The sequence below is a fragment of the Microbacterium schleiferi genome, assembly GCF_038150145.1.
Classification (GTDB): Bacteria; Actinomycetota; Actinomycetes; order Actinomycetales; family Microbacteriaceae; genus Microbacterium; species Microbacterium schleiferi_B.
Genome location: NZ_JBBWSA010000001.1, coordinates 304,182 through 325,828 on the forward strand (window position 1 = coordinate 304,182; position 21,647 = coordinate 325,828).

Consider the following 21,647-nt stretch of genomic DNA (forward strand, 5'->3'; position numbering starts at 1 on the left):
TCTCCAGAGGTAGGGTTGCTCGCATGTTGCGGTCATGGGCGGCGGATGACGCGCGACGCGTCCTGGGAAGACCAACCGCCCACGACGACAAGTATTCCCGCGGCGTCGTCGGCTTGCGGACCGGGTCACGGCAGTTCCCCGGCGCCGCTGTGCTCGGGGTCGAAGGTGCCTGGCGCACCGGTATCGGCATGGTGCGCTACCTCGGACCGGCGCGACCGACACGGCTCGTGCTGGCGCGGCGTCCCGAGACCGTCACCGCCGACGGCCGTGTGCAGGCGTGGGTCATCGGTTCGGGTACGAGCGCCGAGGACCGGACGGATGCCGAGACACGCGTGTTGCGCGAGGTTCTCGACGGGCCTGATCCGGTCGTTGTCGATGCCGGCGCGCTCGATCTTGCGGCATCCGCCACGGCGCCGGTTGTCATCACACCGCACGCCGGCGAGCATGCCAAGCTGCGCTCTGCGCTCGGACTCGATCCGGATGATGCCCGCAGCGCGGCGGGTGCAGCAGAGACCGCAGCGGCACTCGGAGCTGTTGTGCTGCTGAAGGGCGCCACGACGATCGTGGCATCCCCGGAGGAGTGGGAATGCGCGATCGATGCCCCGACGTCGTGGCTCGCAACTGCCGGGACCGGCGACGTCCTGGCAGGGATCCTCGGGGCTGTCACAGCCGGGGCGGCTGCGCGAGGCGCGTCGGTATCCCTTGCCGCGTGTGCGGCGACCGCGGCATGGCTCCACGGTCAGGCCGCCTTGGCTGCGTCAGAGGCGGTCGCTGGCGGACCGATCACGGCGCTGGATGTCGCCGAGCATCTCCCGCCCGTCGTGGGCCGCCTTCTCGCGGGCCCCGAGACGACGCCAATGCTCATCGAATCGTGATCGGCGCCACCAGCGTTCTGACGAGGCGCACCTCACCGCTTCCGTAGGATGGTTGGGTGGCACGGCGGGGTTGGATGTGGGTGGCGTTCGCCCTGGTTCACGGTTTCGTTGCGGTAGCGGGCTATCAGCTCCCGAACGCACCGATGGGCGATGTGTACCTGGTCTACGAGCCGTGGTCGGGCTGTGCGCTGGGCATCATGGACTATTGCGGGACATCCGGACGGCAGATCGTCGGGATCACGGAGCCGTGGGTTTATCCAGCTCTCGCCCTCGTGCCCATGCTCGCGGCGTGGCTGTTCGAGGCTGCAGTGTCGTACACACCGGCCTGGGCGATCCTTGTGACTCTCGTGGACGCCGTCGCGTTCGCCGTGCTGCTCGGCGACGCGCGATCTCGCGGGCGGGCGCTGGCTGCCGCGTTCTGGCTCACCTACATGGTCGCTCTCGGGCCCGTCGGTATGTATCGCCTCGAAGGGATCGCGGTTCCGCTGGCGATCATGGGATGCCTGTGGCTCGTTCGCCGGCCGTGGCTCGGATCAGCCTTGCTTGCCGCCGGCACCTGGATCAAGGTGTGGCCCGCAGCCCTGTTGGCGGCAGCCTTTGTCGCGGTGCGACGTCGCCTTGCCATCGTCGGCGGTGCCGTCGTCGTATCGGCTGCCACCATCGCGGTGGTGCTCGCGCTCGGCGGCGGACGGTATCTGTTCGGCTTCATCAGCGACCAGACCGGCAGGGGCCTGCAGATCGAGGCTCCCGTGTCCGCCGTGTACATGTGGTTCTCGGCGTTGGACGTCTTCGGTTCCCAGGTGTACTACTCCAGCGACCTGCTCACGTTCCAGGTCGCCGGCCCCGGTGTCGACGCCGTGATCGCCGTCATGACGCCGCTACTGGCGGCATCCGTGTTGGCGCTGTTGCTGCTCGGGCTGTGGGGAGTGCGCCGTGGAGCGCACATCGTGCGGCTGTATCCCGCGCTGGCGTTCGCCCTGGTCCTCGCCTTCATCGTCGTCAACAAGGTCGGCTCGCCCCAGTACATGACCTGGATCGTGGCGCCTCTGGTCTACGGCCTCGTTGTCGACCGTGCGACCTGGCTGCGGCCCGCCGCCTTCGCGGTAGCGGCCGGACTTCTGACGCAGATCGTCTATCCGATCTACTACAACTTCCTCATGACGGACCACCCTGCTCCCGGGGTCGTCGCCTTGCTCACGGCGCGAAACCTCGCTCTCGTGGTGATGTTCGCGTGGTCGGTCATCCACCTGGTGCGCGTTGCCCGCGAGGGCGGGTCTGCTTCGGCCCCGGCACTGCGCACGCGCCCTGCATCCGTCAGCGAAAGGTCTGCCTCATGATCGTTGCCTTCTCCGTCGCCCCGAGTGGCACAGGTCGCGCCGACGGTTCGGTTCACGATGCCGTGGCCGCGGCGGTGCGGATCGTTCGGGAATCGGGTCTGCCGCACCGCACGTCGTCGATGTTCACCGAGATCGAGGGGGAATGGGACGAGGTGTTCGCGGTCGTGAAGGCTGCCACCGAGGCAGTCGGCGCGTACGGTTCACGGGTCTCGCTCGTGCTCAAGGCCGACATCCGCCCGGGCTATACCGGCGAACTCGACGGAAAGCTCGAGCGCCTCGAGCGCGCACTCAGCGACGAGGACTGACACCGCCAGACTCCGCGATCAGCTCTCCAGGAGCCGGCGCAGATGGGCGCTGACGGTCGGCGTCTCGATGAGGAAGCCGTCGTGGCCGAAGTCGCTGGAGATGACCGCCGCCTGATCGCCGTCGAGGGTGGTACGGATGCCGCGCGCGATGCGGTGCTGCCCCTCGATGGGAAAGAGTCTGTCGCTGTCGATGCCGACAACGAGCGCTGTGGCGCTCACGCGAGCCAGGGCATCTTCGATGCCGCCGCGATCCCGGCCGACATCGTGGGAGTTCATCGCCTCCACGAGCGTGATGTAGGTGTTCGCGTCGAAGCGGCGCGTGAAGCGGTTGCCGTGGAAATCGAGGTACGACTCGACCGCGAACCGCCCGCCGTTGCCGAGCGGGCTGACCTCTGACTGCCACGAGCGCTGGAATCGCTGGTTCAGTTCGGTGGGGGACCGGTAGTTCAACAGGGCCATGCGTCGCGCCAACGCAAGCCCGCGGTGCGGGCCGTCGCCGTCGGCCGCGTCGTAGTACTCGCCGCCCTGGAAGCGCGGGTCGACCCGGATCGCATCGAGCTGCACCGAATTGAGGGCGATCTGGTCGGCGGTGTTGGCCGGGGGAGCCGACAGGACAGCGACCCGCTGGAGTCGGTCGGGGTATTCGATCGCCCACTCGAGCGCGTGCATCCCGCCCATCGACCCGCCGACCACCGCCGCCCAGACGTCGATGCCGAGAGCATCAGCGAGCTGCCGTTGCGCGTGGACCTGGTCGCGGATCGTGAGGTACGGGAACCGCGCTGCCCACTCATACCCGTCGGGCGCTATCGTTGCGGGGCCCGTCGACCCCTGGCATCCGCCCAGCATGTTCGGCGCCACCACGAACCAGCGGTCGGTGTCGATGGCGCTCCCGGGTCCGACGATCCCGTCCCACCAGCCGTCGGTGGGATGCCCTGGGCCGGCTGGCCCGCGCACGTGCGAGTCGCCGGTCAATGCATGGAGAACGAGGATCGCGTTGTCCCGCGTGGGAGAGAGCTCACCCCACGTCTCGAAGGCGAGGCGGTAGGCAGGAAGCTCGGCACCGCCCTCCGTCCGGAAGGTGCCGAATGCAGCGAAGCGGCGGTCACCGGCGGGGTCGCCATCACGCCAGGCGCCTGTCGCGGGGGGTCTCCCTAGGAGCAGGCGCGCGTCGGCCTCGGTCACGGGCGATGAGGGCACCGTGTCTTCCGAGGTCTGCCAGTCCATTCGCCCATTCTCCCGGGTCTGCGGCGGCATCCGTCGCAATATGACGTTTCCCGCGTCCGGACTCGAACGCCGAAGGGCCGCAACTCGCCGCTGGATCAGTGATCCGTGCGGCGTGTTGCGACCCTTCAGGTGCGAGATGCGTGTCAGGCGTTCGCTGCCGCTCCGACGCTGCGGGCTGCAGCGAGGGCCTGGGCGAGGTCAGCCTTCAGGTCCTCGATGTTCTCGAGACCGACCGAGAGGCGAACGAGGCCCGGCGTAACGCCCGCGGTGAGCTGCTGCTCGGGCGTGAGCTGCGAGTGGGTCGTGGATGCCGGGTGGATCACGAGCGAGCGCACGTCACCGATGTTGGCCAGGTGGCTGAACAGCTCGAGCGAGTCGACGAACGCGCGACCGGCGTCGACACCGCCCTTGAGCTCGAACGAGAGCACGGCACCGACACCCTTGGGTGCGTAGGTGTTCGCGGCGGAGTACCACGGCGAGGTCGGCAGGCCCGAGTAGTTCACCGACGCGACGTCATCCTGGTTCTCGAGCCACTCCGCGATCTCCTGCGCGTTCTGCACGTGACGCTCGATACGCAGGGAGAGCGTCTCGATGCCCTGCAGCAGCAGCCAGGCATTGATCGGTGAGATGGACGAACCCAGGTCGCGCAGCAGCTGCACGCGGGCCTTGATGATGTAGGCGATGCCGTCGCCGACAGCGGTCGTGTAGGACGCGCCGTGGTACGAGGGGTCGGGCTCGGTCAGGCCGGGGAACTTCTCGACGTTCTGCGACCATGCGAACTTTCCACCGTCGACGATGATGCCGCCGATGGTTGTGCCGTGGCCGCCGAGGAACTTCGTCGCCGAGTGGATGACGATGTCGGCGCCGTGCTCGAGGGGACGGATGAGGAACGGGGTGGCGATCGTGTTGTCCACGATCAGCGGTACGCCGTTCTCGTGTGCGACCGCCGAGACCGAACGGATGTCGAGCACGTTGATCTTCGGGTTGCCGATGGTCTCGGCGAAGAAGAGCTTCGTGTTCGGGCGGACGGCGCGACGCCATTCCTCGGGGTCGTCCTGGTTCTCGACGAACGTCGTCTCGATGCCGAGCTTGGCGAGCGTGTACTTGAAGAGGTTGTAGGTGCCGCCGTAGATCGAGCTCGACGAGACGATGTGGTCGCCGGCCTGGGCGATGTTCAGCACAGCGAAGGTCTCGGCAGCCTGACCGGACGAGACGAGGAGGGCACCGCTGCCGCCCTCGAGCGCCGCGACACGCTGCTCCACGACATCCTGCGTCGGGTTCATGATGCGGGTGTAGATGTTGCCGAACTCAGCCAGAGCGAACAGGTTCTGGGCGTGGTCGGCGTTGTCGAACACGTACGAAGTGGTCTGGTAGATCGGGGTCGCGCGCGACTTCGTGGTCGGGTCGGGGGCGGCGCCGGAGTGGATCTGCTTGGTCTCGAACTTCCAGTTCTCGGGTGCGGACATGATGTGCTCCTTGAGTCTTCGGGGTCGGTCGGCGGGTCGACCGGCCATCACCGAGCGTACGAAGACGAGCCGTTGTCAACAACAGCACGGAAATGTGACGTAACACTCCGCGTGCCCTGTGGCAGCTAGCGTTGACACATGACCAGACGCGCTGTGGTGACGGGAGCCAGTTCGGGAATCGGTGCGGCGACGGTGCGCCGACTGCGCTCGAGCGGGTGGGAGGTCGTGGCCGTCGCACGGCGCGCCGACCGCCTCGCGGCGCTGGAGGACGAGACCGGAGCAGTCGCGTTCGCCGCTGATCTCACGACCGATGCCGACATCGATGCGCTGACGCAGTTTCTTGCCGGCTCCGGAGCCGTGCACGCCGTCGCGCACATCGCCGGCGGGGCTCGCGGCACTGACCGCGTCGAGGACGGCCGCGTGTCGGACTGGCAATGGATGTACGACGTCAATGTCCTCGCCGTGCAGCGGCTGACGCAGGCGCTGCTCCCGCAGCTGCGGCAAAGTGCAGCATCCGACGGTCATGCCGACTTGCTGTTCGTGACCTCGACCGCCGCGCAGGTTGCCTACCCGGGTGGCGGCGGGTACAACGCAGCCAAGGCCGCCGAGTCGATGCTCGTGAATGCTCTTCGCCTCGAGCTGAACGGGGAGCCGCTGCGCGTCATCGAGATCGCCCCGGGGATGGTCTACACCGAGGAGTTCACTCTCAACCGCGTCGGCGGTGACCGCGAGCGAGCTGCGGCGGTGTACGAGGGCGTACAGCATCCGCTGGCCGCCGAGGATGTGGCCGATGTGATCGGCTACGCCCTGGAGGCGCCGGGCCACGTGAACCTCGATCTCGTGACGATGCGTCCCGTCGCCCAGTCGGCGCAGCATCTGCTGGCCCGCGGCCCGCTCGTCCCGCGCCTGCCGTAGCCCGACCGCTCGCCCGGCCACACCGGGGGAGGTCGCGCTCAGGTCAACTGCCCGCTGCCCTGGGTGGCGTCGAGCTGGCTCGTGTCGGTGTCGGCGAACGCGACCTTCGGTACGAAGAGCAGCAGCAGGGCTGCGAGGAACCCGCCGCCGGCGCACACCGCCCAGACGGCGAGGTAGCCGCCGAGGGATGCCGCGGTCTCGCTCGCGACGGCCCCCGCGCCGGCTGCCAGGAGCACGCCGAATACGGCTGACGCGAAGGCGCCGCCGACGGTCTTGGTGGTGTTGGTGAGCGCCGACGCTATGCCCGTCTGTCCGCGTGGTGCGGCAGCAGCGGCTGCCGCAGGCAGCGCCCCGACGAGGGCGCCGGAGCCGAGGCCCGCGATCATGAGGTTCAGCAGCACCTGCCAGAGCTCCAGGTGGAAGGGGAGGAACAGGGTGTAACCGATGCCGACCAGAAGGGATGCGCCGATCAGGATGAGTCGGGGATTGGCGCGCCGCGACAGGACGGCGAAGATGATCGCGCCGATGATGAGGGAGAGCAGATACACGCCGATCACATACGAGCGCTGCGACGCCGACAGGCCGAGCCCGTAGCCGAGAGACGAATCCGTCCCCGCGTAGGTCGACAGCGGCCCCTGGGCGCCCAGCAGGCTGATCCCTACGAGGAACGCGGTGGTCTGCACGGGCCACATCTCGGGGCGGCGCAGCACCCGGATGTCGATCGCGGGGTCGTCCTGGCGCAGTTCGAAACGGACGAACCACACGAAGACGGCGAGGCCGGCGGCAAAGAGCGCGACAACCCACCACCACGCGTTCTCGCCGAGATCGAGCTGCGGAATCATGCGCATGTAGACCAGGGCACCCGTCACCAGCAGCAGCCCCCACGTCAGCAGCACGAAGCCCCACGTGTCGAGTCGTCGGCCGGGCGTCGGCTCAGACTCGGGAACGCCGAGCCAGATGACACCGGCGACGAGCGTGACCGCTATCGCAGGAATCATCATCGTGACGGTGAGGTCATCGGTCGCTTCGAAGATCGCGCCTGCCGCGAGGGCACCCGCGATCGCACCGGCCTGCAGTCCGACCACGAGGAGCCCGGCGGCGCGTCGGGTGGAGGAAACTCCGCGGTTCTGACGGCGACCGCGCTCGAAGATGAGCGCGACCTCCAATGGCAGCCAGACGACGTAGAACCCCTGCAGGGCCCACGCGAACAGGAAGGTCCAGAAGTCTCCGGCGAACACGAGCCACCAGCTGGCTGCGGCAGTCAGGATCGACGAGATCAGCAGAATGCGCTTGTGCCCGTACATGTCGCCGAGCTTCGCGAGAATCGGAACGACGATCGCAGACAGCAGGAGCTGGGCAGCCTCGAACCAGTTCACATCCGAGTCGTGGATGCCGAGGTCGATGACGATGTCGCTGAAGAGCGGAACGTAGTAGCCCTGGATGATGCCGCTGACGAATTCGACGAGGATGAACCAGCCGATCAGCCCTGCAGTGATTCCCAGGCCCGTTCCGCGCAACCGGTCGAGGGCGGATGCGGCGGGCATGCCCGCGAGAATAGCACCGCGGCCCCACCTAGTCTGGTGCGGGGGCAACGGAGAGGAGAACCGGTGACGACCGAGCGGGAAACGTTGACCTGGCAAGGGTTCGGAGATGCGACACGTGAGCTCTCCCGCACCATCGTGGCTGACGGCTTCATGCCCGATGTGGTCGTCGCGATCGCCCGTGGCGGGCTCCTGCCCGCCGGCGCGATTGCCTACGGGCTCGGTGTGAAGAACTGTGGGGCGATCAACGTCGAGTTCTACACCGGCATCGGCACTGTGCTTCCCGATCCCGAGCTCCTGCCCCCGGAGATGGACATGGCCTACCTCGACGGTCGTCGTGTCCTGCTCGTGGACGATGTCGCCGACAGCGGGCGCACGCTCGATCTGGCTGTGCGTCTGCTGACCGATCGTGGCGCGATCGTGCGCAGTGTCGTCATCTACACGAAGCCGACGACGATCATCCGTCCCGACTGGTCGTGGAAAGACACCGACCTCTGGATCGATTTCCCGTGGTCGTGGCAGGGGTCGGTCATCGAGCAGGATGCCGCGGTCGCGGGCTCGGCCTGACTCATGGCAATGTCCCTGTCAGAGCTCGCCGACGCCGGTCTGATCGACAGCGGGTGGGCCGGTGCTCTCTCGCCGGTCGCCGACCGGATCGCGGGGATCGGGGAGCGTTTGCGGGCTGAGGTCGCGGCTGGGCGGCGGTATCTGCCGGCGGGAGACCGGGTCCTCCGCGCCTTCGCGCGTCCGCTGGCGGGCGTGCGGGTTCTCATCGTCGGTCAGGATCCGTATCCGACCCCCGGGCATCCGATCGGGCTCTCATTTGCCGTCGACGCCCACGTGAGGCCCCTGCCGCGAAGCCTTGCGAACATCTACCGGGAACTCAACGACGACCTCGGCATCCCGCCCGCCTCGCACGGCGACCTGTCGGCGTGGAGCGATCAGGGCGTCATGCTTTTGAACCGCGTGCTCACGGTGTCACCGGGCGCCCCCGGCTCGCACCGCGGCTGGGGCTGGGAGGCTGTCACCGAGCACGCCATACGCACGCTGGCGGCACGCGACCAGCCGCTTGTCGCCATCCTGTGGGGCCGGGATGCCGCGGGTCTCCGGCCCCTGCTTGGGTCGGTTCCGATCATCGAGTCGCCGCATCCGTCACCCCTGTCGGCGAGCCGTGGGTTTTTCGGCTCCCGCCCGTTCTCTCGTGCCAACGAGCTGCTGGAGCAGCAGGGCGCGGAGCCGATCGACTGGCGCGTCGAACTGTCGGCGTAGGCTGATCTCATGCTGGAAGAGGAATACGAGAAGAAGCGGCGGCTTCCCTTCCATCTGCGACGCCGGCTCGAGCCTGAAGGTCCGTTCAGCTACGTCATCCGGGCTGCTGAGGAACGTGACATCCCCGACATTCGGGAGATCTACAACTACTACGTGCGCAACTCCGTTGTGACCTTCGACGAGAAGACCTGGTCGATTGCGCAGTGGCGCGAGAAGTTCGCATTCCTGGCGAAGCTCGACCTGCCTTTCCTGGTCGCTCAGTCACCGACCGGTCAGATCCTGGGCTATGCGCTCGTGCAGCCGTGGGCAGGAAAGTCCGCGTACCGCTACACCGTCGAGAACTCGATCTACCTCGGCCAGGCAGCGGCCGGCAAGGGCCTCGGTCGCGCCCTGCTCGAGGCACTCATCGAGGCTTGTCAGCAGAAGGGCATCCGCGAGATCGTCGCCGTGATCAGCGACAAGGGCGCGGAGGCCTCGATTGCTCTTCACGAGCGGCTGGGCTTCACCGAAGTCGGGCGGATGGGTCGCGTCGGCTTCAAGTTCGGGCGGTGGCTCGGAACGATCTACCTGCAGAAGTCGCTCAAACCGGTGAAGAAGGGGTTCTTCCGTCGCGGCGCGGGTCCGCGGGAGCCTCGCGCGGGGGAGTGATCGAGGGGATCGCGGCCAGAAGCGCTCGGGTGTAGTCGGCCTCCGGCGCACGCAGGACGCTGGAGGTCTCGCCCCGCTCGACGATCCGTCCGTCCTTCATGACCACCACCCGGTCGCAGAGGTTCTGAACCACGCCGATGTCGTGGGAGACCATGATGATCGTCATCCCCTCGTCCTGCCGGAGCTGGTCGAACAGACCAAGGATCTGCGCCCTCACCGTGACGTCGAGCGCCGACAGCGGCTCGTCCCCGACGAGGATGCGCGGTCGGTGCGCGATCGCCCGCGCGAGTGCGATCCGCTGCCGCTGACCGCCGGAGAATTCGTGCGGGAACCTGTCGGCTGCCGCAGCGTCCAGGCCCACCTGGGTGAGCACCTCCCGCACCCGCGCTCGCCGGTCGCCGGCGATGCCCAGCGCCCACATCGGCTCACCGACAATACGCCCCACGCTCATGCGGGGATCCAGCGAAGCATAGGGATCCTGGAACACGATGCCGGTCTCGCGCCGCAGCCACCGGAGCGACCTGGCAGATGCCGACGCGTCGACCTCGCGACCGTCGATGTGCACCGAACCGGAGGTCGGTTTGTCCAGGCCCAGAAGGAGGCGGACGAGAGTGGACTTGCCTGACCCGGACTCGCCGATCACTCCGAGGGCGTGGCCCTCCTCGAGCGCGAGATCCACCGCGTCAAGCGCGGTTGTGACGGCGGGCTTCGCGAACAGTCGCGTGGGCGGGGTGCGGTGACGCCGGGTGAGCCCCTCGGCGCGGACGAACTCCGTGCTCATGCGCCCTCACCTGAGGTCTGGCCGCGCCACAGCGTCGCCGTCGCATCACGCAGGAGTCCCTGTGTGACAGCTGCGCGAGGCTCGCTCAGCAGGCGGGGAACCTCACCGGCCTCGACGACGCGACCGCGTTCGAGGACCACGGCGTGTGTCGCGACCTGGGCGAGCACCGCGAGGTCGTGGGTGATGAACAGCAGGGACATGTCTTCGTCGGAAGTGAGGCCGCGCAACAGGTCGAGGATCCCGGCTTGCACCGTCGCATCGAGCGCTGTCGTCGGTTCGTCGGCGATGAGTAGACGTGGCCGGCACGCGAGCGCCATGGCGATGGCGACGCGTTGGCGCTGGCCCCCGGAGAGCTGGTGCGGATAGCGGCGGACGATCCCCTCCGGATCGGGCAACGCGACGCGGGCGGCTTCGGCAATGACACGAGCCCCCAGCTCGCGACCTCGCAGGCGTTCGTGAATCCGCACCGACTCCCCGATCTGACGTCCGACGGTCCGGATCGGGTTCAGCGCGGTGAGCGGATCTTGGAACACGATGCCGATCTCGTCACCGCGGAGCTCGGCGAAAGCACGCTCGTGAAGGCCCAGAATCTCCCGTCCGTCCCAGCGGATGCTGCCCGATGCCTGCGCACCCTCGGGCAGAAGCCCCATGATCGCCAGCGCCGTCAGGGACTTGCCGGATCCTGATTCGCCGATGAGTCCGACGGTCCCACCGTCCGGGACCTCGAACGAGACACCGTCGACGACGCGGTCGCCGCCGAACTCGATCGTGAGTTCCTGCACCTCCAGGCTCACGAGACGACCTCCGGCACGTGTGTCCGCGAGGTGCGCGCGGCCCCGGTTGCTGCGGCCAAGGTGGGGTCGGACGCTTCCCGGATGCCGTCGCCGAGCAGGTTCAGCCCGAGCACTGTCACCGTGATCGCCAACCCTGGCCAGAGCACCGCCAACGGGTAGACGGTCAGGTACTGCTGCAGATCCTGGAGCAGGACTCCCCAGGAGGGCTCGGTCACTGGCGCACCGAAGCCGAGGTAGGACAGCCCGGCTTCCGCAAGAACCGCGACAGCCATCGCCCACGACAGCTGCACGATGAACACGGGCGCGACGTTGGGGAGGAGGTGGCGCCAGAGATTCTGTGTCGGGGTGAGGCCTGCCGCGGTTCCCGCGAGCACGAAGTCGCTGTGCAGCACGCGCCGCAGCTCGGGCCGTGTGACGCGAGCGATGTTGACGCCGAAGCCGATCCCCACTGACCAGATCACAACCCACAGCGACCCGCCCCACACCGCCGAGATCATCATTGCTACGAGCAGCACCGGGAACGCCACGAGGATGTCGATCAGGACCGCCACCGATTCGCGAACCCACCGCGTCGTCAGGGCACCGAGGCTTGCCAACGCGATGCCGAGCACCGTGGCGACGACCGCCGAGCCGGCTGCCACCCACAGGGTCGTGCCAGCCCCTGCCATGACGAGGCTCAGGATGTCGCGCCCCGCGCCATCCGTGCCGAGCAGATGGGGCCAGCTCGGGGGGAGCCACCGGTCTTGCACGTTGACCTGTTGCGGGTCGAACGGTGTCCAGATCCAGGCGATCAGCGCGACCAGCACGATGGCCATGACAACGCAGATCCCGAAGCGTCCCGTCGGCACCGCCCACAAGCGCCGTAGCCACCGTGCCCGCGTTCGCGCCGGGCGCGTGTCGCGTGCGCCAGGTCGGGGGAGAGTCATGACGCCTCCCGTTGCCGGGGATCGAGGATCCTGTGGAGCAGGTCGACGAAGAAGCCGACGATCAGCACGAAGCCCGTGAGGGCGAGCAGCTCGCCCTGGACCTTGGGAAGGTCCCGCGCTCCCACATCTGCCACGAGCATCCGGCCGATGCCGGGCAGAGAGAAGAGCTGCTCGATGATGACGGCCCCCACGATGACGCCCGCGACCTGGAGGCCGAGGACTGTGATGACCGACAGTCCGACGTTGGGCAACCCATGCCGGATGAGTGCCGTTGTGCGGGTCAGTCCCTTGGCGGCTGCGGTGCGGACGTAATCCTGTCCGATGGCCTGGAGCGTCGCACTGCGTACGAAGCGCAGGAGCATTGCGCCTTCCACGATCCCGATGGTGACGGCGGGAAGGACGAGCGAGCGGATCGCCGTGGCCGGGTCCTCCCATCCGCTGCGCGGGAACCCCTGCGCAGGGAGCCACCCCAGCCATACGGCGAACACGACGACAAGCATCATGCCGGCCCAGACCACGGGAACCGCAGCGACGGTCTGCGCGCTCACACTCATGATCGTGCCGCGACGGTGGCCGCGCCAGGTCGCGGAGGCGACGCCGAGCGGAACGCTGAAGAGCACTGCGATGGTCAGCGACAGGATGCCGAGCGGCACCGTGACCTGCGCCTTCTCAGCGAGCTCTTCGGCAACCGGCGTGCCGGTGAGAAGAGACGTGCCGAGGTCGCCTCGAAGAACCCCGCCCAACCAGTCGAAGTACTGCGAGATCAGCGGCTGGTTCAACCCCAGTTGCTCGCGGATGGCCTCGATCTGCTCGGGCGTACCGTTGGTTCCCGCGATCAGCTGAGCCACGTCACCGGGAAGGATGCGAAGGGTCACGAAAATGATCGCGCTTGCCACGGCGAGCCCCAGCACGAGCAGCCCCAGCCGGGTAACGACGTACGTGGTCACCTGTCTCTCCCGACCAGCCCCACCGCCCGCGCAGCCGGGGCGGGCGCGGGTCGACGCATCATGATGACCCCGTCAGTCTCGCCTCAGCCCGCGACCTTGGCGAGGTCGGCGAGGTTGAGTCGTTCGTTGACGTTGATGGACGGCATGCCGGTGACGTTCGTTCCGACGGCGACGACCGAGGCTCCGTTGTAGAGCCAGTCCGCGGCGGCGTCTTCGGACACGATCCGAGCAGCTTGAGCAAGCAGCGCTGCAGCCTCGGCCTCGTCCGTTGCGGCCAGGGACTGCTGGTACAGCTCCTGCACCTCGGGGTTGTCGTACGTGAAGTAGTAGTCCGGGTTCGCCCAGTTCTCGAAGTCGCGGGCCTCGGTGTGTAGCACGAAGCTCAGGTCGTAGTCCTGATTGACGTAGACGTCGTTGATCCACGTGGGGAAGTCGACACTGTTGACCGTGAGGGTGATGCCGACGTCGTTGAGGTCGGAGACAAGGATCTGGGGGATCGTGGTCGGGTAGAACGACGGGATCGTGAGCGTGAGGTCGAGGTCTTCCGCCCCTGCATCCGCGAGCAGTTGGCGTGCGGCATCCGGGTCGTAGGGGGCCACGTCGGAGAGGTCCTCGTATCCGGGGTCGAGCTCGGGGATCGGGCCGTACAGCGTCTGGCCTGCGCCGAACGCATCAGTGAATGCGGAATGGTCGATTGCTTGGCGGATTGCCTGGCGGACGCGCTGATCGGCCAGCGGGCTACCGGCAGACTGGTTCATCGCCAGCGTCCCTTTGTCGGTCGACTGCCCGAGGACAACCTCGAAACCGCCATCTGCCTCGATCTGATCGGTGAAATTCGCGTCGAACCCGGTTACGACATCCACCTCGCCAGCTGAAGCGGCGTTGAGGGCTGCCTGTGTCTCGGTGATGTAGTCGAAGACCACCTCGGCGACCTTGGCCTTCTCGCCCCAATACGCGTCGTTGCGGACGAACGTGATGGAGTCGCCCTGCCGCCACGAGTCGAGCAGGAACGGGCCGGTGCCGTTGGCGGCGGTGGCGTAGTCGACGGTGTCGCCCTCTTTGAGGATCAGCCCTGCGCGACCGGTCAGGTTCCACAGCAGGCTCGAGTCAGGTGCAGAGAGGGTGAGCGTGATGTCCTGGCCCTCGGCGGTGATGGATGCGATGTTCGCAAGCCGAGCGGAGTCCGCCCATTCCGGGGTGTCGCGCCTGGTCGTCAGCGACCACACGACATCCTGCGGCGTCAGCGCCTGGCCATCACCGAAGGTAACTCCCTCGCGCAGGGTGAACGTGTAGGTCAGGCCGTCAGCCGACACGTCGTAGTCTTCCGCGAGAACGGGGACGATGTCTTGCTCCGGGGTGCGACCGACGAGCCCCTGGTAGACGTTGTCGATGAGGATCTGGTCGAGGGCGGCGCCCGCCGTCTGCCGGATGTCGAGGTTCCCGGGCTCCAGAACGAGACGGACAGCGACCGACGCGTCAGGGTCGAGGGCCCCCGAAGCCGTCGATGCGGGGTCGCTGCTTCCGGTGCAGGCTGTCAGAACGAGGGCGCTCGCGGCGAGTAAAGCCGACGCGGCCAGAGCGGTGCGGCGGAACATGGGAGTCCTTTCCGGGGGGCATCCGCGACGAAGCTGGTGGGTACGCGGAGCACAAAGGGGATCTGCGGTAGACAACTCTAGGGTCCGGTTGCTGTGTTCCCCTCATCGAGCGGCGAACGTGACGTCATCGTTGTTCGGCGCTCCGCAGCTCCGTGATGGTCTGAGCCAGTGGTGTCGGTGCTTCCTCGTGCACGTTGTGGCCCGTCGGGAGGGTGGCGACAGCGGCATCGGGCCGGCGCCGCGTGAACTCTGCCGCATCGTCGACGGTCACGAAGCCTCGCTCCCCGCGGATCAGCGACAGCGGTGCTGTCACGGCGGCAATGTCGTTCCATCCTGTCGCCGACAGGATCTCGGAGAGCGCACTCTGCTGTGCGTCCACCTGGGCGGCAAGCTCGGGCGCTGCCGCGAGGGCGGAGGCCAGGTGAGCGAAATGGTGCTTCCACTCGACGCGTCCGTCTTCGCGCACGCGCGAGTTCAGGAACACCCCGCGTTCGACCTTCTCTCGAGTCCCCCCACCCAGCCCGAACGCCATCGCATGATCGACCAACTCGTCGCGGCTGGCCCAGTCAGTCGGTCCCGCGAAGAACGCCCGGATCTGGGCTGCGCCCGCGTTCGGATCGATCCCGGGGGTGATGTCGATGATGATCAGCTGCGTCACAAGCTCGGGAGCGGATGCCGCCAGCGCTGCGCTCGTCAGTCCCCCCAGCGAGTGTCCGATGACAAGCTGCGGCGCTGAGGTCCACGCCCGAATGCCCGTCGCCACATCGGGGGCGAGGTGAGCCGCGCTATAGGCGGCGTCCGGCCGCCAGGACGAGTCGCCGTGCCCCGGAAGGTCGATCGCGAGGGCAGGCAGGCCCAGCGCCAGGATCGTCGAGTCCCACGTGTGTGCGTTGAGACCTGCGCCGTGGATGAAGGTGACCACCGGCGGTGTGTCCCCGAATCGAAGGGCACTCAGGAGGCGTCCATCATCAAGGGTGAGCGACACGCGCTCGACCGGTGGGAGAGCGTCTCCCACTCCGACGCTGGCGGCGTCTGTTGGCAGGAACCGGAATTCATCGTCAGAGGTGGTCATCGCCGTCCGTCCTCGGTCGCAGGGAGTGACCACACCATTGTGGCCCTGCTCTCGTGACCCCGAAGACCACCAGCGCACAGGCAGGCATCATGCGACCCCGATAGGGTCGAAGGCCGTGAGCACACTCGACATTTCCGGCGCGATCAACTTCCGGGACACCGGTGGTCTGCGCGCCGGCGCCTCGCGGAGCCGGGCGGGCGTGCTATACCGGTCGGGGAACCTCGCACGCCTCGACGAGGACGGCATCCGTGCTTTCTCGGGACTCGGCATCCGTCGGGTCATCGACCTTCGCGACGACGCCGAAGTCGCCGGTGCACCCAGCCGATTCGATGACCGTGAGCTCGTGGTGCAGCGGGTTCCGCTGTTTCTGGGCTCGGTGGCCTCGTTCTTCGTCGAGGACGTTCCGCTCACGGAGATGTATCGCCGGCTCGTCGATGACTCAGCGGGGCGTGTGGTCGAGGTCGTGCGAGGAGTGCTGGCCGATCAGCCGGTCCTGGTGCACTGCACGGTCGGCAAAGATCGCACGGGTGTCACCGTGGCCATTACGCTGGCCGCCGCGGGAGTCGACAGGGATGCCGTCATCGCCGATTATGCGCGGACAGAGTCGCTCTTGCCACCCTCGCGTAACCGCGACGTCGTGGCACGCATCCGCCAGTTCCACCCGGACTCGGTCAACCTCGAGGAACTGGCGACGAAATCGCCAGCCGCGGCGATTGCGGGGCTTCTGAAGAGCCTGGATGAGGCCTATGGCTCGCCGCGCGACTACCTGCGTGCCCACGGTATGAGCGATGACGAGCTCGTCGCGCTGGACGAGACGCTCATCGGCTGACAGTCCGCCGTGGCTGCTGCCTCGGGATGTAGTTGCCGTCAGCGAGACCCGCCTCGATTTCGAACCGGTTGCGCAGCGGATTGCGACCCGAGAGCTGGTAAAGCAGGGGCATCAGCATCCCGTACCGGCGCCATTGCCGCGCGTGGACGAGCTCATGCTGCAGCACCCGCGGGCCGTCATTGTCTGCCGTCAGGTAACAGGCGCCGACGCATGCGCCGCCGCGAGGGAACGTCCACGAGGGCATGCCGGAAAAGACATACAACACCGTGCCGTCTGCGCCGCGGTGCCGTCGCACCCTGCCGGTGCTCCAGACGAACCCCCAGACGAAGCCGATGGCGCTTCCGACGACGGACCCTGCGCGGGAGACCGGGGAGTCCAGCAGCGGGAGCCAGTGATCCAGCATCCGACCTCGCGCGACGGCCCGATCCGCGGCAGCCTCCCAGCCCGGTGGGGGCGCCGGAATCGGGCTCACGCCAAGGCCCCGAGAAGGCGCAGGATCGTCGGCATGTCCTCGATCGCGGCGTCCGCAGCGGCGGGAGAGAACCCGGCGATCGTCGCCCCCACGAGCGGGAAGCGATCACGCAGGGCTCGGACCGCGGCGATCACCTCGCCGGCATCCGGACCGAACGGCACGGGCAAGGACACTCCGGTAACGACGGACGGATCCAAGACGTCGATGTCGATGTGCACGTATACCCGTGCAGCGCCGGTCGCTGCTACTGCGGCGACGAGCGCCTCGGGATCGGCCAGGTCCCCGGGCAGCACCCGGCGGATGCTGTGTTCATCGACGTACTGCTGTTCGGCGTCGTCCAGTTCTCGGGTGCCGGCCAGCACGACCCGATCAGGGGTCAGGATGCCGCGGGCCAGACGGAGCCGATCGGCACCGTCTCCGAGAGCGGCGCGCAGCACCATGCCGCAGAATGCTCCGCTGGGCGAGGATTCCGGGGTGTTCAGGTCGGCGTGCGCATCGAACCAGACAATCGCGACGTCGGGAGCAGCGACTGCATCCAGCGCGCCGAGGGTTACCCCGCAATCCCCGCCGATCACCATCACCGGTTCCGACCGAGCGGCGACAGCATCCCGGACCAGGTCTCGGATGCGCAGGAGTGAGCTGGCGCGACGGATGCCGGTGTCCAGGCTCTCACCGGCTTCGACCGGCACCTCCAGACGGGTGCAGGCCGAAGCCGGAAGGTCGCCCGCGATGGCTTCGGCGCCGTCGATCAGCTGCATCGCGCGAGCCGACCCGGAGCCTTGCCACTGCGGGGCGATGACGAAGTGAGCCATCGGCCGGTTCGATCAGCCCTCGATGGCAGGCTTGGGTGCGCCGCCTGACTTCAGCGCGGCAAGACGAGCTTCGACCTCCGTGAGCTCACCGAGATCCTCGAGGCTCTCGAACTGGGCATCCAGGCTCGACGCCGCCAGCTCGGTCTTGCCCTGCGCAATCGCTTCCTGGCGACGCACCTTCTCTTCGAAGCGGCCGAGCTCGCTGGTCGGGTCGAGAACGTCGATCGACTTGACGGCATCCACGACCTTCGTCTGGGCTTCAGCGGTCTTCTGACGCGCGACCAGCTCGGCCGACTTGGCCTTGAGCTGCTCGAGCTTCTGCTTCATTCCGTTGAGGCCGTCCTTGAGCTTGTTCACGACCTCGGTCTGCGACGCGATCTGCGGGGCAGCAGCCTTCGCCGAGTTCTCGGCCGCGATCTGACGCTGCAGCGCGACTTTGGCGAGGTTGTCGAACTTGTCGGCATCCACCGCGTCGCCTGCAGCGCGGAACTCGTCGGCCTTGCGGCTGGCGGCAAGCGCTTTGTTTCCCCAGTCGGATGCCGACTGGAGGTCCTCCTGGTGGTCGCGCTCGAGCAGGCGCAGATTGCCGATCGTCTCGGCAATGGCAGCCTCGGCATCCGCGATGTTGTTCGTGTAGTCGCGCACGAGCTGGTCGAGCATCTTCTGCGGGTCCTCGGCCTGGTCGAGCATCGCGTTGATGTTCGCCTTCATGAGGGTTGAGATGCGTCCGAAGATTGACTGCTTTGCCATCGGTGTGTCCTTCCGTCTGGGTGTGTGAGTGGTGATCGATAGTGCCTAGAAGCGGCCTCCGCCGCGGCGGCCCCGAGAGCCTCCGCCGCCGAACCCGCCACCGCGGGAGCCTCCGCCGCCGAATCCGCCGCCCATGCCCCCGCCGAACCCGCCGCGGCGTGATCCGCCGCCCCCCGACAGGATCGAATTGAGCACGATGCCGCCGAGGACTGCGCCCATCATGCCGTTCGATCCGCCGCCGCGGGATCCGCCGTAGCCGCTGACGTCGAAGGCGCCGACGTCGCGCTGAGCTGCCTGAATCGCCTGAGACGCGAGCTGCTCCGCGCGCTGTGCGTGAGGGAGGGCTTGCGCGGGGTCGGAGACCTGTATCTGCTGCGCGGTGGCGAGGCTCGCGCGGGCCTCGGCCAGTCGCGTCCGGGCTTCGGCGCCGACGGCTCCGCGCCGAGCGGCGATGAAATCGTCGGCGGCGGAGATCTGAGCGCTCGCCTGCGTCGAGATCTGCGCGAGTGCCTGCTGGGCCCGCTGCGCCTTCGCCTGCGCGTCCCGCGCTGCTTGCAGGACCTCGTCGATCTGCCGGTCTGCCACCTGGAGCGCGTGCAGCGCGGCAAGCGGACGCTGCTGTGGGGCATCCAGGAGAGCTCGAGCAGCTGCGACCTGTTGCGCCGTGCTCGCCGCGACACCAGCCAGGCGCCCATCGGGATCGGGAAGTGCGCGGGCGGTAGCGATGTCGGCCTCGAGGCCGGCGATGACGCTCTGCGCGGTCGTTGCCGCCTGCTGCAGGTCGCGGGCCAGCGTGTCGATCGCTCGCTCCAACTGCAGTGCCTGGGTAACGGCATCCTCGGCGCCGCGAAGAGCCACCGCGGCCTCGGCTGTCTTGCCGGCAGCGAGGTCCAGCCGGGCCTGGGATAGCACAGCATCAGCGAACGCGAGGCGCTCACGGACCTGCTCCGGGTTGTCGGCGACTGTCGCAAGAGCATCAGGGTGGAACGACGCCTCAAGCTCAGAGAGTGCCCGTTCGGCGTCCGCTACGCCGGCTGAGGCCTTTTCGTGGTCCTTGGCAACGCGATCGAGGGCCTGTGGCGCAGTGCGCTCCAGCTCGCGCAGGGACTCGAACTCCGCCGCCTTCTCGTCGAGCGCCGTGTTCGCCTTCTCGCACAGGTCGAGAATCGCGAGGTTCCACTCGCGGATCTGAGCCTCAGTGTCGGGTTCGGCATCATCCAGCCGCTGCTGCAGCGAGAATGCCTCCGTGAGGCTCGCCCTCGCCGCGGCAAGGGTCTTCTCGAACTCGGCGGCCGCAGCGTCGCCGAACTGCGCGCGGGCGAACCCGAGTTCCTGCGTGCTGGTCGTGATGGCATCGTCGGTTGCGACCAGTGCCGATGCGGCACGTCGAGCGAGCTCATCGAGACTCACCGCCTGCGGATCAGCTTCCCGCTTTCGGCGCGAACGGATGACGATCCACAAGACCAGACCAGCAAGAGCTGCAACCACCACGACGAGCAGCACGACCGTGAAGAACCCGCCGCCCCCGGATCCGCCAGACAGGGCTTCCTCAAACCCATCGGCTGCAGTTGTGATCGCACCGAGGTAGTCGCCGGCGCTCAGATACGGCTTGATCTCATCCTCGATGGCCAGCAGCTGGTCTTCGCTCAGCGGGCCGGAGGAGTCGGCCGAGGTGTAGAACTGGCGCGACTCGGTGGCCACCGCAAGCAGGTACTGGTTCGGTCCGAGCCCGTTGTCTTCCGCTACCGCATCCGCCCACTCCTGGCTGTTCGACGGATTGGTGAAGTCGTCGACGAAGACGGCATAGAGGTCGACGCCAGTCGACTCGTATAGCTCGGTGAGCCTGGCATCGGCGGCTGCTTCGTCGGCAGCGCTGAGCGCGTCGACCTCGTCGAGGACGTAGGCGGCGTCGAGTGTGACCGGATCGGTGGCGCTCGCCGGCGCCGCGGTGAGCGAGACCAGTGCCGCTACGGCCACCGCGCTCAGGACCGCCCCGAACGACCATCGAGTCGGCATCGATTCCCCTCCCGGCGCGCGAAAGCCCGCGTCCTTCGATCCTATTGATGGCGCCGGGCCCCGGGAAGTGCTCCGCGAGGCGCACCGGATCCTCACAGCGTGCGTCGTAGGGTGAGTGCCCGAGAGGCAGGTGCGGTGGTGGACGATCGGTACGGTACTGACGTACTCGCAAGCGGCTGGCGCGGCCACGGGAAGACTGACAGTGCTCGCGTGCCGGCGGAGCGAGGCCTGGTCATCGAGGTGCAGGCCGACGGGTTCTGTGGCGCTGTGACCGAGTCTGACGCGGCAACGGTCGAACTCGAAGACCGCTTTGGTGCTCGGCGCCGCTTTCCGCTTGGTCCCGGCTTCCTCCTGGATGGCTCGCACATCGTGCTCGTGGCGCACCGGCCTGCTGCATCGCAGAAGCCCGTGCGCACGGCATCCGGCTCGTTCGCGGCTCCCGAACAGCGGGCGCGCGTCGCGCGAGCAAGCCGCATCCTGGTCGAGGGGCGCCACGATGCCGAGCTCGTGGAGAAGGTCTGGGGAGATGATCTGCGCGCCGAGGGCGTTGTGGTCGAGTACCTCGAAGGAGTCGACCGCCTCGCCGCCATGCTCGATGAGGAGCCCCCGTCGGCGCGCCGCCGGTACGGCATTCTCGTCGACCATCTGGTCGCCGGATCGAAAGAGGCCCGTATCGCCGCGGAGATCATGCGCGGCAGGCATGGGCAGAACCTTCTGATCGTCGGTCATCCCGAGATCGATGTGTGGCAGTGCGTGCGCCCCGCTGCCCTCGGGCTTCGCGCATGGCCGACCGTGCCGCGCGGGGTTGACATCAAGGTCGGGACGTGCCGCGCCCTGGGCTGGCCGAGCGAGACTCCCGCAGACCTCGCGCGCGCCTGGCGCCGGATATTGGGCGCGGTCGGCAGTTATCGCGACCTCGAACCGTCCCTTCTCGGCCGCGTCGAGGAGCTGATCGACTACGTGACTGCCTCGGACTGAGGGAGTGGCATTGACCGTCGAATTGGTCCGGCCGCAGAGACTGGCATACTAGACGGAGGCGTTCTCGCCTCCTTTTGTGTGCGCGGAAGGTCAGC

22 protein-coding genes are annotated in these 21,647 nt (G+C 67.8%); 9 read left to right on the forward strand and 13 right to left on the reverse strand.

The annotated features are described in order from the left end of the window. Positions 1–23: 23 nt before the first annotated feature. The 3 genes from AADH62_RS01315 to AADH62_RS01325 are packed head-to-tail and all read left to right on the forward strand — an operon-like array spanning position 24 to position 2,517. The gene (locus tag AADH62_RS01315) at positions 24–875 is read left to right on the forward strand and encodes an ADP/ATP-dependent (S)-NAD(P)H-hydrate dehydratase (RefSeq protein WP_341577927.1); all 852 of its coding nucleotides are present in this window, start codon (positions 24–26) and stop codon (positions 873–875) included. Between the two features lie 56 nt (positions 876–931). Beyond that, positions 932–2,212, forward strand: coding sequence for a hypothetical protein (locus AADH62_RS01320; protein ID WP_341577928.1), 1,281 nt, complete (start codon positions 932–934; stop codon positions 2,210–2,212). Next, on the forward strand, positions 2,209–2,517 hold the full coding sequence (locus tag AADH62_RS01325; protein WP_341577929.1) for a thiamine-binding protein: 309 nt from the start codon (positions 2,209–2,211) through the stop codon (positions 2,515–2,517). The genes AADH62_RS01320 and AADH62_RS01325 overlap by 4 nt, the downstream gene beginning before the upstream one ends. Positions 2,518–2,535: 18 nt before the next feature. On the opposite strand, the gene metX is transcribed toward AADH62_RS01325, so the two are convergent. Continuing rightward, positions 2,536–3,741: a homoserine O-acetyltransferase MetX gene (gene metX, locus AADH62_RS01330; RefSeq protein WP_341577930.1), complete on the reverse strand. Its 1,206-nt coding sequence runs from the start codon at positions 3,739–3,741 to the stop codon at positions 2,536–2,538. Positions 3,742–3,884: 143 nt separating this feature from the next. Beyond that, positions 3,885–5,207, reverse strand: a complete 1,323-nt coding sequence (locus AADH62_RS01335) for a bifunctional o-acetylhomoserine/o-acetylserine sulfhydrylase (protein WP_341577931.1) — start codon at positions 5,205–5,207, stop codon at positions 3,885–3,887. A gap of 138 nt (positions 5,208–5,345) precedes the next feature. On the opposite strand from AADH62_RS01335, the gene AADH62_RS01340 reads away from it, so the two are divergent. Then, a complete protein-coding gene (locus AADH62_RS01340; protein ID WP_341577932.1) occupies positions 5,346–6,122 on the forward strand; it encodes an SDR family oxidoreductase in 777 nt (258 codons plus the stop codon). Positions 6,123–6,160: 38 nt separating this feature from the next. Here AADH62_RS01340 and AADH62_RS01345 read toward each other — a convergent pair whose 3' ends face one another. Then, entirely contained in the window at positions 6,161–7,666 is a 1,506-nt protein-coding gene (locus tag AADH62_RS01345; RefSeq protein WP_341577933.1) for an MFS transporter, read from the reverse strand. Between the two features lie 63 nt (positions 7,667–7,729). Here AADH62_RS01345 and AADH62_RS01350 point away from each other — a divergent pair, with 63 nt between their 5' ends. Genes AADH62_RS01350 through AADH62_RS01360 form a run of 3 tightly spaced genes read left to right on the forward strand, consistent with a single transcriptional unit; the run spans position 7,730 to position 9,580 of the window. Next, entirely contained in the window at positions 7,730–8,230 is a 501-nt protein-coding gene (locus tag AADH62_RS01350) for a phosphoribosyltransferase (RefSeq protein ID WP_341577934.1), read from the forward strand. A 3-nt stretch (positions 8,231–8,233) separates the two neighbouring features. Then, entirely contained in the window at positions 8,234–8,932 is a 699-nt protein-coding gene (locus tag AADH62_RS01355) for a uracil-DNA glycosylase (RefSeq protein WP_341577935.1), read from the forward strand. A gap of 9 nt (positions 8,933–8,941) precedes the next feature. Next, the gene (locus AADH62_RS01360; RefSeq protein ID WP_341577936.1) at positions 8,942–9,580 is read left to right on the forward strand and encodes an N-acetyltransferase family protein; all 639 of its coding nucleotides are present in this window, start codon (positions 8,942–8,944) and stop codon (positions 9,578–9,580) included. Here AADH62_RS01360 and AADH62_RS01365 read toward each other — a convergent pair. From AADH62_RS01365 to AADH62_RS01390, 6 genes are all read right to left on the reverse strand, one after another. Next, positions 9,513–10,361 carry an ABC transporter ATP-binding protein gene (locus AADH62_RS01365; RefSeq protein WP_341577937.1) on the reverse strand — a complete coding sequence of 283 codons (849 nt, stop codon included), beginning with the start codon at positions 10,359–10,361 and terminating at the stop codon, positions 9,513–9,515. The genes AADH62_RS01360 and AADH62_RS01365 overlap by 68 nt on opposite strands. Continuing rightward, a complete protein-coding gene (locus tag AADH62_RS01370; RefSeq protein WP_341577938.1) occupies positions 10,358–11,155 on the reverse strand; it encodes an ABC transporter ATP-binding protein in 798 nt (265 codons plus the stop codon). The genes AADH62_RS01365 and AADH62_RS01370 overlap by 4 nt, the downstream gene beginning before the upstream one ends. After that, positions 11,152–12,081, reverse strand: a complete 930-nt coding sequence (locus AADH62_RS01375) for an ABC transporter permease (protein WP_341577939.1) — start codon at positions 12,079–12,081, stop codon at positions 11,152–11,154. Before AADH62_RS01375 ends, AADH62_RS01370 begins: the two co-directional genes overlap by 4 nt. Further along, entirely contained in the window at positions 12,078–13,028 is a 951-nt protein-coding gene (locus tag AADH62_RS01380) for an ABC transporter permease (RefSeq protein ID WP_341577940.1), read from the reverse strand. Before AADH62_RS01380 ends, AADH62_RS01375 begins: the two co-directional genes overlap by 4 nt. Positions 13,029–13,111: 83 nt before the next feature. After that, positions 13,112–14,623, reverse strand: a complete 1,512-nt coding sequence (locus AADH62_RS01385; RefSeq protein WP_341577942.1) for an ABC transporter substrate-binding protein — start codon at positions 14,621–14,623, stop codon at positions 13,112–13,114. A 124-nt stretch (positions 14,624–14,747) separates the two neighbouring features. Continuing rightward, a complete protein-coding gene (locus tag AADH62_RS01390; protein WP_341577943.1) occupies positions 14,748–15,695 on the reverse strand; it encodes an alpha/beta hydrolase in 948 nt (315 codons plus the stop codon). A 115-nt stretch (positions 15,696–15,810) separates the two neighbouring features. On the opposite strand from AADH62_RS01390, the gene AADH62_RS01395 reads away from it, so the two are divergent. Then, the gene (locus AADH62_RS01395; RefSeq protein ID WP_341577944.1) at positions 15,811–16,524 is read left to right on the forward strand and encodes a tyrosine-protein phosphatase; all 714 of its coding nucleotides are present in this window, start codon (positions 15,811–15,813) and stop codon (positions 16,522–16,524) included. Here the strand turns inward: AADH62_RS01395 and AADH62_RS01400 are convergent. The 4 genes from AADH62_RS01400 to AADH62_RS01415 form a co-directional block, all read right to left on the reverse strand. Next, on the reverse strand, positions 16,514–16,927 hold the full coding sequence (locus AADH62_RS01400; RefSeq protein ID WP_341577945.1) for a Fe-S oxidoreductase: 414 nt from the start codon (positions 16,925–16,927) through the stop codon (positions 16,514–16,516). The genes AADH62_RS01395 and AADH62_RS01400 overlap by 11 nt on opposite strands. 65 nt (positions 16,928–16,992) lie before the next feature. After that, positions 16,993–17,808 (reverse strand): arginase family protein, encoded by an 816-nt coding sequence (locus tag AADH62_RS01405; protein ID WP_341577946.1) that lies wholly within the window; start codon positions 17,806–17,808, stop codon positions 16,993–16,995. A gap of 12 nt (positions 17,809–17,820) precedes the next feature. Next, entirely contained in the window at positions 17,821–18,558 is a 738-nt protein-coding gene (locus AADH62_RS01410) for a PspA/IM30 family protein (protein ID WP_300594171.1), read from the reverse strand. Positions 18,559–18,603: 45 nt separating this feature from the next. Beyond that, the gene (locus AADH62_RS01415; protein ID WP_341577947.1) at positions 18,604–20,574 is read right to left on the reverse strand and encodes a TPM domain-containing protein; all 1,971 of its coding nucleotides are present in this window, start codon (positions 20,572–20,574) and stop codon (positions 18,604–18,606) included. Positions 20,575–20,712: 138 nt separating this feature from the next. Here AADH62_RS01415 and AADH62_RS01420 point away from each other — a divergent pair, with 138 nt between their 5' ends. Next, positions 20,713–21,552: a DUF3097 domain-containing protein gene (locus AADH62_RS01420; protein ID WP_341577948.1), complete on the forward strand. Its 840-nt coding sequence runs from the start codon at positions 20,713–20,715 to the stop codon at positions 21,550–21,552. Positions 21,553–21,647 lie beyond the last annotated feature (95 nt).

Coding starts and splice junctions, on each gene's coding strand:
- AADH62_RS01400 (WP_341577945.1), bottom strand. CDS start 16,927: ATGCTGGATCACTGGCTCCCGCTGCTGGACTCCCCGGTCTCCCGCGCA.
- AADH62_RS01365 (WP_341577937.1), bottom strand. CDS start 10,361: ATGAGCACGGAGTTCGTCCGCGCCGAGGGGCTCACCCGGCGTCACCGC.
- metX (WP_341577930.1), bottom strand. CDS start 3,741: ATGGACTGGCAGACCTCGGAAGACACGGTGCCCTCATCGCCCGTGACC.
- AADH62_RS01410 (WP_300594171.1), bottom strand. CDS start 18,558: ATGGCAAAGCAGTCAATCTTCGGACGCATCTCAACCCTCATGAAGGCG.
- AADH62_RS01390 (WP_341577943.1), bottom strand. CDS start 15,695: ATGACCACCTCTGACGATGAATTCCGGTTCCTGCCAACAGACGCCGCC.
- AADH62_RS01325 (WP_341577929.1), top strand. CDS start 2,209: ATGATCGTTGCCTTCTCCGTCGCCCCGAGTGGCACAGGTCGCGCCGAC.
- AADH62_RS01385 (WP_341577942.1), bottom strand. CDS start 14,623: ATGTTCCGCCGCACCGCTCTGGCCGCGTCGGCTTTACTCGCCGCGAGC.
- AADH62_RS01415 (WP_341577947.1), bottom strand. CDS start 20,574: ATGCCGACTCGATGGTCGTTCGGGGCGGTCCTGAGCGCGGTGGCCGTA.
- AADH62_RS01355 (WP_341577935.1), top strand. CDS start 8,234: ATGGCAATGTCCCTGTCAGAGCTCGCCGACGCCGGTCTGATCGACAGC.
- AADH62_RS01345 (WP_341577933.1), bottom strand. CDS start 7,666: ATGCCCGCCGCATCCGCCCTCGACCGGTTGCGCGGAACGGGCCTGGGA.
- AADH62_RS01375 (WP_341577939.1), bottom strand. CDS start 12,081: ATGACTCTCCCCCGACCTGGCGCACGCGACACGCGCCCGGCGCGAACG.
- AADH62_RS01315 (WP_341577927.1), top strand. CDS start 24: ATGTTGCGGTCATGGGCGGCGGATGACGCGCGACGCGTCCTGGGAAGA.
- AADH62_RS01340 (WP_341577932.1), top strand. CDS start 5,346: ATGACCAGACGCGCTGTGGTGACGGGAGCCAGTTCGGGAATCGGTGCG.
- AADH62_RS01360 (WP_341577936.1), top strand. CDS start 8,942: ATGCTGGAAGAGGAATACGAGAAGAAGCGGCGGCTTCCCTTCCATCTG.
- AADH62_RS01335 (WP_341577931.1), bottom strand. CDS start 5,207: ATGTCCGCACCCGAGAACTGGAAGTTCGAGACCAAGCAGATCCACTCC.
- AADH62_RS01405 (WP_341577946.1), bottom strand. CDS start 17,808: ATGGCTCACTTCGTCATCGCCCCGCAGTGGCAAGGCTCCGGGTCGGCT.